We start from the raw sequence: 13,014 nt of genomic DNA on the forward strand, positions 1-13,014 counted from the left end.
ATTCAAGTGGGTTGGACAAATCGCTTAATTTCACCACAGGCAATATAAGATTTGCCATCTGGTGCGGTTTTGACTTCATCAACGACGTAAAGCATTCCTTCTTCGCGCACCGATCGCGGAAAGCGCATATTCCAATCCGGTTCATATCCATCGGAAACCACTCTAGCACGTAGTTTACTGCCATCTTTGACACACTGAACTAAAATACTGTCCCCGACGCTGTCAGTTGTGGGCAGATCGGCAGCACTGGCAGGGCCTTTGGAAGCTTTACCTGTGTTAGCTCGATTGGATTGTCTAGGGGCAACGAAGACATCTGTTTCGCCGGGTTGAGCAAAACGGGTAATCTTACCACGTACCCGATAGAAAGTAGCATCGCTTGAGAGTTCCAATCCTTCAACGACATAGCGCGCTCCTTCGGCACGAATAGCACGGGGAAACTGGATGTTCTTGGTTGGATCGTAGCCTTCAGACATGACCTTGACCCGCAGTTTACCCCCTTCACGAACACAGTGCAATTCAATACCTGAACCGACTTCATTCACAATGGGCATAGCGTACACTTCATCGCCAGTAGTGACACCGCGACCTACCAAATCGCTGCGATTGCGCGTCATCGTTTGGTAAGTCTGATCCCGCATCTCTTTCCGTCCGGCATTGCCTAAAGCTTTTTGAGCAATCCGACCAGCGAAATATTCGAGCTGATCGATTTCTTCAGCAATTTCAAAATTCTCATTCAACCCTTTATCTCGCAAATCTTTCACAAGCGATCGCAGGGTTTGTTCAGCTTCCTGATGCTTGCCATGTTCAGCGAGATTAAGGGCAGTCTCTTTGGCTTTAGCAATGGTAAGGCGACTCAGTTCCAGAATGATATGGCTTGTAGCAGCAAAAGCTGCTTCCTCAACAGTGCCAACTTTGGCGACGACATCTATAGTACCTGAAACGCTTTGAATCCGGTCATCTTGCACAACATCAGCGCTGTAATGCAGTTTCATCACAGGTAAATCACCAACTTGAGCGCTTGATATCCCCAGACTCAAACCGAGAAGTTTGTCCTCATCCTCGTAAAGCTCTCCTAAAGAGATGACAGTTTGACTGGCGTCATTCTGGCTAACTTGAGCCAGACTCAAGGTATCAACCAAGCTGACACCATCTGCCAATTCAAGTGTCACCTTGAGGTTTTGTCCCACTACTGCTCTTAAACTATCTAGCTCAATACTAAACACTTCAGTTGCTTCATCGATGCTCTGAATGAAGTAGAAGTTGCCTGTGGCTGCCCTTGCCATTCCAATCAGCAGGTCTTCGTTGAAACCCTGAGCAAAACCTAACGTAGTTGTGATAATGCCTTCTTCAGCTTTTTGCCCTGCTGTCGCCGTCAGGATTTTGGGGTCTTGAATGCCCATATTGGCGTGACCATCGGTAAGCAGGAGAACACGGTTGATTTTTTGGGGATCGAGTCGCGTCTTCACGTGTTCGCAGCCTTTGAGCCATCCCCCCGATAAGTTGGTAATACCGCCTGCTCTCACCTTGCGGATGGAATTTTTCAGTGCGGCTTTGTTAGTCACAGGCTGGGGTGACACAACGCTATCCACTTCATCGTCGTAAACAACTACTGAGAGAATGTCATCTGGCTCAAGTCGCTCTACCACAGACTCAGCGGCTTTGAGTGCGTGATGCAAGGGAGCGCCTGCCATAGAGCCGGAACGGTCAATTACAAGCGAAAGGTTAAGGTTACGTCGAGGAGATTTAGCTATGTCGGCACGAAAACGTAGCAGAATATTTGTCTTTAATGAAGATCCTGCGGCGAGGATAGACTGGTCAAATTCGTAACTTGTCTTAATCATTTTTTATATTCCTCAAACTTGTATTTTCAGCTATAAGCCTTGTGATACATAGATAGTAAGCGCTTTATTTAGTTTACCCAGAAATAATTTTATTCAGTATAAAAATGGTATTTAATGTAAAATTTTATAGTTTTAGTATTTCCCCAGCGTAGACAAAGCCCGTCGTAGACATTCTCGGCTCTCCAGTAGTGAAAGGCGATCGCACTGGTCACTATTGCGGGAAACTGTAAGCAGATATATTAAAAGAGGAGAACCGAATGAGTTGGACTAAAGTTCTTGCAGTCGAAGCACTTTCCCCTGGTGCGCGAGAAGTGGTGAAAGTTGGCAACCGAAAAATTTTGCTTTTGAATCACGAAAGTCAGCTTTATGCTGTAGATAATAACTGCCCTCACTTAAAATTACCTTTGAAAAGTGGGAAAATCACTGAAAGTGGGGCAATAGTTTGTACCTTCCATCGCAGTGCTTTTGACCTGCGGACTGGTGAAGTACAAGGATGGTGTGCCTGGCCACCTGGTGTAGGTAAGGTACTCTCGTTGGTTTCACAACCAAAAACACTGCCAGTATTTCCGGTTCGTGTTGAAGAAGGCAGTATCTGGGTTGATGTCCAAGAGGAATAGCACCCTCTGCTGAATTAATACCGTTTCTTCGTGAAGCTGCATATCTTTACCCCCGGCTACGCCGTCTCCCAAAGCATCAGAGGATTAACAAGAGGGTCTTTCATGTGCATCTTGATACAGAATTGGTATTACCGAAACAGTGCTAAGTAAAAAAACGATAAAAACCCCAGCCGATAAGTTTAGCTGGGGTTTCTATCAAAATTTACCTATTCCAGAGAAATAGAAATCATGGAATGAGAAAATAGAACATCTTCTCAAGCAGTTGGAACACTTTTGTGATGTTATGTTGGGTTAGTTGTTGCCATTGCCAGCTTCTATAGAAGCTGTAGCACTTTGAGATTGACCTAAATTCACTTTAAAGACTTTGCTTTGTTCTTGCTCCAGCTTGGGTAAAGTCAAAATTAAAATCCCATCTTTCAAGTCTGCCTTAACTTGTTGATTCTGAACTTTGGTTGGCAGAGGAATTACTCTCGCGAACTTGCCATACCGGAATTCCGAATGAACTTTAGCGTTAGATTGGGAATGTTTTTCGTAACGATGCTCACCAGCTATCGAAACTGCATCTTGAGTAACTTGAATATCCAAGTCTTTAGCTTCCACGCCTGGAATCTCAACTCTTAATAGCAACTCTGAACCATTATCATGTAATTCAACCGCAGGAACCCACGCTGTTCTCGGTGATGCAGAAATCTCGGAGTTATCGCGCTCGGCTGCTGTCAGCTCAGAGAATAGTTGATCCATTTGACGACGCAGAATTTCCATTTCACGGAATGGTTCCCAACGAATGAGTGCCATATTTTAATCTCTCCTTAACTTTCTAATTCAATCTTGGGTAATCAAACAAAGTTTTAGAGGTATTTTTTAGAGAGGAGCTTTATTTGCTTTGTTTCTTCTCTCTAGTAAGTAATTTAATAAAAGAAGAATCTCAAAATAGTTGGGTAAACCGTACAGCCATAGGTTGAATTTACCGTATCAAATAAAAAAAGGATGAAAAGCTTGAAAATATTGAATGTCAAGGAAGTAGGCAATCGTAAATTACCAAATACAAGGTATCACTGGGGCTGAAGGAGACAGTGCGGTGGACGGGAACGCCTGCATAAAGCAACTGTTGTCCGCTTGAGTCGTTTTTCATCCCACCCCTAAAGGAAGTAGCATCTTGAAAACTTTTTGGATTTTCAAGATGCTACTGGTGGGCTTTCAAACTTCCCACTATTTCTTGTAATGTAAATTTAATTAATGTAAATTTAATTAAATTCGCTTGTAGTCAGAAGTTCTAGCCCGATCTCAGGGTGAGATTGACAAAGACGCTGGACGTAGCTTGCCGTATGAAGACTTGCTAACGCTTTTGGCGTCTCCCCAATGGGAAGGGCTACGATGTGGACACAAGTAGAAAAAAGCTTGATTTCGGATTGTTCTTAGATTTATCTCGTTCTCATACAGAGCATGGCAATGGCTGATTGGGGGCTGCTGTCTCCAGTCAGAGATTGAGTCAGAGACTCAATGAATGCATTCCCAGTCGGAGACTGGGAACGAGTCAAGCCTCATCAACCTAAATTTTTAGGACTTGTATGTACACCGTAGCTTTGGCTGTTTGGGATTCTTCGGATTTAATTAAGTAATCAAGCAGACATGATATGAACAGTTATCTTGCTTGATATGCAACTTTTATATACACCCAGCGCTGAAGTATAGTTGTAAGCGAGGATGATTTTATTTACAATCCGGTGACAGAGTTTTGCTTTATGATTTCATGTTCAGTTTTATTCCAGAAATTCTTCCTGATTTAAAATTAACTTAGTAACTGATATGGATGCTCAAAAAATAAAAATTTTATTAGTTGATGACAACTTAGAAAATTTACATTTTTTATCACACATCCTTCAACACCAAGGTTATCAGGTAGAAAATGTCATTTCTGGGCAATTGGCAATCAAGACGGCACTCGTTTTTCCCCCGGATTTGCTTTTGTTAAATGTTCTCATTATAGAGAGGGATGATTATCAAGTATGTCAATATCTGAAAGCTAACGATAAAATTCAAGATATTCCGATAATTCTTTTCGGAATTATCGATGATTTATTTGAAAAAATAAACATTTTAAATTTAGACAATGTTGACTATATTACTCAACCATTCCAAACTAAAGAAGTTTTATTACGCGTCCAAAATCAACTCAATGTCCAAAGACTGAAAAAACAGTTAAAAGAAACAAATGCCCAACTGCAACAGGAAATTCAAGAGCGTCAACGACTTACAGTTGAGTTAAATATTCGCAACAGACAAATAGAAGATATTTTTAAAGAAATTCCCGTTAGCATTAGCAAAGCCTTTTGTAGAGAAGTTTATCAAAGCGAACGCCTGGTAGTCGAAGCCGCCCTGAAGAAGAGTGAAAGTCAGTATCGGCTTTTAGTGGAGACATCCCAGGACATGATCTGGTCGGTGGACATTGATGGACTAATTACCTTTGTCAATCCAGCAGTCAAGCAGATTTCTGGCTACGAACCGCAAGAAATGATCGGGCGTGCCTTAATTGATTTCATTTCTCCTACACAAGTTGTTCAAGATAAAGTAGCCTTTGAGCGTGTTCTTCAAGGAAAGTCTATCTTTCAGCATGAAACTACCTGTGTAGCTAAAGATGGTACTTTACTTTATCTAATGTTGAATGCGATCGCATTACGCAACGAAGACGGTCAAGTTATAGGCATGACAGGCACTGCTAGTAATATTACGCAGCGTCGAGGTATAGAAAAATTACTTCGAGAAAGCGCGATTAAGCTCCGCAATCATAATCTCGTGCTCACACAATTGGCACAAAATCAAATACTTTATCAGGGTGATTTGAAAGCAGCCTTGGGTAAAATCACAGAAACAGCTGTCAAAAATATTGGTGTAGAAAGAGCTAGTGTCTGGCTGTATGACGCAACAGATATAAAAATCCAGTGTTTCGATCTATTTGAGGGCAGTCGCAATCAACATAGCGAAGGACTTTTCTTATCAGTAGCAGACTATCCAATTTATTTTACAGCTTTGCAGCAAAACCAATCAATCGCCGCAGATGATGCTCATACCGATCCCAGAATTAAAGAATTTTCTGCCTCTTACTCAAGATTAAACATCACCTCTATCCTCGATACACCTATTAGGCTGGAGGGAAAGACCGTAGGAGTTTTATGTTTGGAGGCAGTGAAAGTTACTCATCATTGGACGCTAGAAGACCAAAATTTCGCTCGCTCTCTGGGTAATTTAGTATCCTTGGTATTGGAGGCAAAAGAACGCCAACGCGCAGAAGCAGCACGACGGGCTTCTGAAGAAAAGTTAGCATCAGCTTTCCGGTCATCTCCCGATCCAATTGCCTTAATTACTGTTGAGGGGAAACGCTACATCGAAGTAAACGACAGCTTTTGTCGGTTTTTTGGTTATTCTCGCTCTCAAGCGATCGATCGCACCGATGAAGAATTGCATATTTGGGTGAATCCAGAAGAATATAATTTTCTCATCCACATTCTGCAACAAGCAAAAGCCATCCGCAACTATGAAATTGATGTCTGCACTTCAACAGGAGAAATTAGGACAACACTGTTGAGTGCAGAAATGATCGAGATTGATGGGCAATGGTACGTACTGGGAACCACTAAAGATATTACTGAACGCAAACAGGCAGAAAATGAAAGCCGTTTGTTGCTGTTGACAACCCAAGCTATCACTCGCGCTAGCGATGTCAACAGCGCCTTAGCAGTGGTCTTGCGCTTAATTTGTCAGACCATTGGCTGGGATTTTGGTGAAGCCTGGATACCTAATGAAGATGGTACTGTTTTAGAACACAGTCTGGGTTGGTACGGAGAGGAGAGCAGCTTAGAAGAATTCTGCCAGCAAAGCCAAACTTTGAAATTTGCTCTGGGAGTGGGATTACCAGGAAGAGTTTGGCAGAGTCAAGAACCAGAATGGATAAAAGATGTTTCTAAAGTTACAGAACCAGTTTTCTTGCGTAGGTGTAGCCCGCCGCAGGCATCGCCACAAGCCGCCAAGGTAGGATTCAAAGCTTGTTTTGGTGTTCCCATACTGGCTGGGAACCAAGTATTAGCTGTTTTAGTGTTTTTTAAACGTAGCTCAGTATTGGTAGATCGGCGTCTGCTCTTGCTAGTCAGCGCTGTTGCGGCTCAATTGGGTGGGTTGATTGAGCGCAAAACCTTAGAACAAGAATTAGCGCTCAGAGAAGCTCGTCTCAATGCCTTTTTTAGCAGCGCTCCCGTCGGTATGAATATTGTAGATAACCAACTGCGGTTTGTGCAAATTAACCAACTGTTGGCGGAGATTAATGGACTACCCCAGCAAGCTCATATTGGCAAGACCATCCATGAAGTTTTACCCAACATCGCCCCTTTAGTAGAACCAATTTATCAACAAGTTCTAATAACTGGTCAACCGATTATTAATCAAGAATTAAGCAGCACATCAATCAAACAACCAGATATTATCCGCCACTTCTTAGCTTCTTATTTTCCGATTGTAGGTGAAGGCGATCGCCCCTCTGGTGTTGGCACAGTTTTAGTAGAAATTAGCGAATTACATGCAGCTTTACGCGAACGCAAACAGGTCGAACAAGAACTGCGTTTAGTCAACGAACGCCTACAATATCTGCTCACCTCTAGCCCTGTAGTCATTTATAGCAGCAAAACCTCAGAGAATTTTAGCATTACTTTTATCAGTGAAAACGTTAAAGAAATGGTGGGCTATGAAGCGCAAGAATTTATCGATAACTCCAGTTTTTGGCTCGATCGCGTCCATCCACAAGATATTAAACCGATCTCAGAAAAATTTTCCCATTTTATTAAGCAGGAGTACATTTCTTATGAATACCGTTGGTTACACGCTGACGGAACTTATCACTGGTTCTACGAAGAGATGAGGTTAATTCGTGACGAAGCGAATTCCCCGATCGAATGGGTTGGTTATTGGGCAGACATTAACGATCGCAAATTGGCAGAACTAGCTTTGCAATCAGGTCAGCAACGATATCAACTTCTGGCAGAAGCTTCACCAGCTTGTATCTTTCATACTGATGTGGATGGCAATGTTTTATATTTTAATCAACGCTGGAGTGAAATTACTGGATATAGTTTAGAAGAATCTCTGGGAACACATTGGGCAAATGCCGTACATCCAGACGATCGCGAGCAGCTATTGTTGGCATGGAATCAAGCAACAGCTGCTAAGTCAACCTATAAATACGAACATCGTTTTTTGCATGATGATAGTACAGTTGTTTGGGTAATTTGTCATGCTTTGCCAGAATTTAGAGATGATGGAGAAATTAAAGGCTACATCGGTACAATTACTGATATTACCGAGAGAAAATTGGCAGAAGAAGCCTTGCGTGAGAGTGCAGAGCGAGAAAGAGCGATCGCGCAAGTGATTCAAAGAATGCGCCAAACACTGGATTTAGAGACGATATTTGCAGCGACAACCGAAGAATTGCGCCAAGTACTAAACTGCGATCGGGTTGTTGTTTATCGTTTCAATCCCAACTGGAATGGCGAATTTGTTTCGGAATCGGTGGGTAACGGTTGGATTTCTCTCATAGAAGAACACAACAACGATCCTCATCTCACAGAAGGTGTTTTACAAGATGGGCGTTGTCTGGCGAAAATTTTGGATAGCGCCGATAATCAAGTGGAATATCCCGATCTGCAAGTAACCCCAGGTGCGAGTTTCATCTGTGTTTCAGACATTTACAACGCTGATTTTCATTCTGCTTATATCAACCTCTTAGAGCGCTTTCAGGCTAAAGCCTACATTATTGTTCCGATTTTACACGGTAGTCAGCTTTGGGGGTTGCTGGCGAGTTATCAAAATTCCGATCCCCGCCAATGGAAACCAGGAGAAATCAATATCGTAGTTCAAATTGGCAATCAGTTGGGTGTTGCTTTACAGCAGGCACAATTGCTAGCGCAAACTCAAAGGCAATCACAAGCATTGCAAGAAGCTGTGATCGTTGCTGATGCTGCTAATCGTGCTAAAAGCGAATTCCTGGCCAACATGAGTCACGAACTGCGTACTCCACTTAACGCCATCCTCGGTTTTACCCAAGTCATGAGCCACGATCGCGATTTATCAACTGAACATCAGCAAAATCTAGCAATCATCAATCGTGCTGGCGAACATCTCCTGAATTTAATCAACGACATTTTGGAAATGTCTAAAATCGAAGCTGGCAGAATAACCTTAAATCTCAACAGCTTTGACTTAATTCGCCTCTTGGAAAACCTTGAAGAGATGTTGCGCTTCCGCGCCACCTCCAAAGGATTGGAATTGGTCTTTGAATATACATCTCACCTTCCCCAATACATCCAAGTTGACGAAAGTAAACTGCGTCAAGTCTTACTTAACCTCTTGGGAAATGCAATCAAATTTACCGATACTGGCAGGGTAACGCTGCGGGTGGGGATTAGGGAGCAGGGGAGCAGCACTTCGACTACGCTCAGTGACCGGGGAGCAGGGGAGCAGGAGAGAAATCAATTCAAAATTCAAGTTGCGCTAGAAGCGCACCAAAAGTGCGACTCAAAATTCAAAATTAAAGAACTTCTGCCTCCTGCCTCCTGCCCTTCGGGTTCGCCAGTTCCCCCTCTCGACAGAAGCCAAGATGGGGACTGGACTCACCTCCTGCCTTCTCTTTCCCAATGCCCAATGACGGCAGTTGCTCCACTTGGGGAAAGACCGCACTGCCTCCCCAATGCCCAATTCCTAACCTTCGAGGTACAAGATACTGGCCGCGGTATTGCCCCACAAGAAATTGACTTGCTCTTTGAAGCTTTTGGGCAAACTGAAACCGGAAGAAAATCGCAACAGGGAACAGGACTAGGTTTAGCAATTAGCCGCAAATATGTGCAACTAATGGGAGGAGATATTAGCGTCACCAGCACTATTGGCGAGGGAAGTAAATTTACTTTTGATATTCAAATTGGTTTAGCCATAGCCAGCGAAATCCAGATTGAACAAACTAAACCCCAAGTTATTAGTTTAGCGCCTGCTCAAAGTGAATACCGTATTTTAGTGGTTGATGATTCCACAGACAGCCGTTTAGTGTTAAAGAAAATTTTGACATCTATCGGTTTTGCAGTCCAAGAAGCAATAAATGGCATTGAAGCGATCGCACTTTGGCAGACATGGCAACCACATCTAATCTTAATGGATATGCGGATGCCAATTATGGACGGCTACGAAGCCACAAACCTAATTAAAACTAAAGAAGAAACCTCAAACCAAAATACCGAATCCCAAATTCCAAATTGGAAGACAATTATTATTGCCTTAACTGCTAATGCTTTTGAGGAACAACGAGAGGCAATAATCAAAGCGGGTTGCGACGATTATATTAACAAGCCTTTCCGCGAGGAAGAATTACTAGAAAAGTTGAGCGAATATTTGGGAGTTCAATATATTTATCAACAAGAAAGCTATCAGCTAACAAACTTAAAGCAACAAAGACCAAAATCAATATTGACGCTCACGGATTTAGTGAATCTATTATCTGAAATGTCCCCTGAATGGGTGAAACAGTTATATACTGCCGCAGCTCAATGTAGTGATGACCTGATTTTAGAATTAATTGAGCAAATCCCTTCAGAAAATGCTGTACTGCAAAATTTTATCAAAAATTTAGCTCATGATTTTCAGTTTGAGAAAATTATGGAATTGACGAGTATTGCAGGAGTGTTATCCAATTAATACAAATTGATTTACTAGTAAGTTCGTAATCAGGACTTTAGTCATTCATTTTCTAAGAAACCATTGTCACAATTCAGCTTAACGCCAAACCCCTTGTCCGTCGGGAATTTTAATTCCCGCCTCATAGCGAAAGTCATCTTTATATGACTAAATATCGCCAAAAATCTCCAGTCTACTTCTGTAGACTTAAGCTAAAAGCCTGAAAATTTATTTTCGGGTGGGGATGTCAGCCAACAGATAAGCTATTTCCAGCTAAAGTTGACACATATCAGCAATGCTGTGCCCCTACAGCGTGGTCTATTTACCTGAAAATAGCTGTAATGATAAGTCTTTAACCGGACACGATATGACTACTCTGGCTATCGAGAAGTTGAACTAGATAAAGAGAGTTATAGCAGATTTAAGTCGATCTAACAATCGCATTTTCTTGAGAAAGAATATCAAAATTGTAACAGTATCCTTTATTCCGTTTAAAAAATGGCTAAAAGGCTACACAATCATGTAATCTATATATTTATCAAGAAAGATTATCAATTCGATGATTAAAATACTGTGAAATATTGATATTATTTATTGAAAAAACAACTAGTAGTTCGCCAAGTTCACTTGGCGGAGGAAAGGGGAAAGGGGAAAGGTTTTAAATCCCTTACCCTTTACCCCTTGCCCTTTACCCCGCCCTCACAAGCGCATTTTTGGGTTGGCAAACCACTAGCCAAGCAGAGCGTAATATTTTCAAATTACGGCAGGATCATGATAAAAGCGACTACAGTCTCACCTAGAGGATTGAAACAGCCACAAACATCAGCCTTATTTGGTCTGGTTTTAGGGCTATGTATACTGCTAATTTGCTTGGTGTACAGTGTGACGCTAGGTGCAATAGAAATACCTTTAGACAAAATTTTGACATCTTTTATAACCTCTGATGGTGACTACGATCGCTTAGTTATTCAGACTGTGAGATTACCGCGATCGCTAATTGCTATTGTTGTAGGTTCAGCCCTTGCTGTATCGGGAGCATTGATGCAGGGTTTGACACGAAACCCCTTAGCAGACCCCAGGTATTTTAGGTATTGAGTCAGGAGCCGCCCTGTTTATCGTGGTGTCAACTTTTGTTTTTGGCAGTTCTTCCCCAAGTATTTACGCTCTTGTGGCCTTTTTGGGTGCGGGATTAACAGCAGTGTTAGTTTACATTCTTGGTTCTCTAGGACGGGGAGGAGCCACCCCACTGAATTTGACGGTAGCGGGAGCGGCGTTAACTGCTCTGATTTCTTCCTTCACCACTGGTATCCTCATTGTCAGTCAACAAACACTCGAACAAGTGAGATTTTGGTTAGCTGGTTCATTATCTGGTCAAGATTTTAATTTATTCTTACTACTACTGCCTTTCATCAGTATGGGATTAGTATTAGCTTTTACCCTCGGCAGACAAATTACCACTATGAGTCTAGGTGAAGATGTCGCTAAAGGCTTGGGCCAACAGACAGCTTGGATCAAAATATTTACCGCTATCAGCGTAGTTTTACTAGCAGGAAGTTCCGTTGCCCTTGCAGGGCCAATCGGCTTCATTGGTTTAGTCGTTCCCCATATAGTGAGATTTTACATTAAAGCCGATTATCGTTGGATATTACCTTATTGTGCAGTTTTGGGTGCTATTTTACTGTTGGTTGCAGATATTGCTGCCCGTATATTGTTTAAACCACAGGAGTTACCTGTAGGTGTAATGACAGCAATAGTTGGCGCTCCTTTTTTTGTCTATCTAGCTAAGTCAAAGGTGAAAAAATGAGTTTTGATTGGCTAGTCATTCGTTCCCAAGCGATATCTTTCCGCACCGACCGACGTGTACCAGTCATACTGTTATGTTTGGCAGTAGCGATCGCAGTGGCGATGGTGATGAATATAGGGCGGGGTGAATATCCAATCTCGCCTTTGGATATCGTGAAAACTATATTGGGTTTAGATACAGGAAACCCAGACCATGTATTCGTGATTCAGAATCTGCGTTTACCCCGCACCCTTGTAGCTTTTATGGTGGGAGTGGCGCTGGCAATTTCTGGTACTATCTTCCAAGGATTGACACGCAATCCATTGGCTGACCCAGGTATTATCGGCATCAATGCTGGGGCGAGTTTGGCGGCAGTTACAGTAATTGTACTATATCCATCAGCACCGATTTATACCTTACCTCTATCAGCCTTTGCTGGTGCATTGCTGATGGCGATTTTAATTTACTCGCTGGCTTGGAATAACGGTAGTTCTCCGATTTTACTAATTTTAATGGGTGTTGGCTTGTCTGCGATCGCCAGTGCCATAACCAGCTTGATGATTACCTTTGGCCAAATTTCTGATGTTAGCAATGCTTTGGTTTGGTTAGCTGGGAGCGTCTACGGCCGGACTTGGGAGCAAGTCTTTTCTTTGTTACCTTGGTTAATTATTTTTGTGCCAATGGCTTTGACACTAGCAAGGCATTTGAACGCTCTTAATTTAGGAGATGATGTTGCCAAAAGTTTAGGTAGTCAAGTGGAATGGCAACGTGGTTTACTCGTACTGGTAGGTGTAGCCTTAGCAGGTGCAGGAGTCGCCACCGCCGGAAATATTGGTTTTATTGGTTTAATCGCACCCCATTTAGGACGACAGTTGGTAGGTGCAACCCATGAAGGCTTGATTCCTACTTCCGCACTTTTGGGGGGAGTGATTGTTGTGATGGCAGACTTGCTAGGAAGAACACTATTTGCACCTATCGAACTTCCTTGTGGGATTGTAACTGCTGCTATTGGCGCTCCTTATTTTCTTTATTTATTAATTCGTAATCGCAAAAAATAAAGCTGGTAAAT

5 protein-coding genes and 1 pseudogene are annotated in these 13,014 nt (G+C 42.4%); 4 read left to right on the forward strand and 2 right to left on the reverse strand.

All coding sequences use genetic code 11. The annotated features are described in order from the left end of the window. Positions 1–2: 2 nt before the first annotated feature. Positions 3–1,841 carry a vWA domain-containing protein gene (locus tag NSTCB13_RS07545; RefSeq protein ID WP_445628993.1) on the reverse strand — a complete coding sequence of 613 codons (1,839 nt, stop codon included), beginning with the start codon at positions 1,839–1,841 and terminating at the stop codon, positions 3–5. A gap of 257 nt (positions 1,842–2,098) precedes the next feature. Between NSTCB13_RS07545 and NSTCB13_RS07550 the strand changes: the two genes are divergently transcribed. Further along, the gene (locus NSTCB13_RS07550) at positions 2,099–2,458 is read left to right on the forward strand and encodes a Rieske (2Fe-2S) protein (RefSeq protein WP_448271839.1); all 360 of its coding nucleotides are present in this window, start codon (positions 2,099–2,101) and stop codon (positions 2,456–2,458) included. A gap of 291 nt (positions 2,459–2,749) precedes the next feature. On the opposite strand, the gene NSTCB13_RS07555 is transcribed toward NSTCB13_RS07550, so the two are convergent. Further along, positions 2,750–3,253, reverse strand: a complete 504-nt coding sequence (locus NSTCB13_RS07555) for an Hsp20/alpha crystallin family protein (protein WP_448271840.1) — start codon at positions 3,251–3,253, stop codon at positions 2,750–2,752. 1,011 nt (positions 3,254–4,264) lie between these two features. Between NSTCB13_RS07555 and NSTCB13_RS07560 the strand changes: the two genes are divergently transcribed. The 3 genes and pseudogenes from NSTCB13_RS07560 (at position 4,265) to NSTCB13_RS07570 (ending at position 13,003) form a co-directional block, all read left to right on the forward strand. Continuing rightward, positions 4,265–10,183 (forward strand): PAS domain S-box protein, encoded by a 5,919-nt coding sequence (locus tag NSTCB13_RS07560; RefSeq protein ID WP_448271841.1) that lies wholly within the window; start codon positions 4,265–4,267, stop codon positions 10,181–10,183. Positions 10,184–10,933: 750 nt separating this feature from the next. Next, positions 10,934–11,966: pseudogene (locus tag NSTCB13_RS07565) on the forward strand (FecCD family ABC transporter permease). Beyond that, positions 11,963–13,003, forward strand: coding sequence for a FecCD family ABC transporter permease (locus NSTCB13_RS07570; RefSeq protein ID WP_448271842.1), 1,041 nt, complete (start codon positions 11,963–11,965; stop codon positions 13,001–13,003). Before NSTCB13_RS07565 ends, NSTCB13_RS07570 begins: the two are co-directional and overlap by 4 nt. Positions 13,004–13,014: the final 11 nt, after the last annotated feature.

Source organism: Nostoc sp. DSM 114160 (assembly GCF_053470305.1).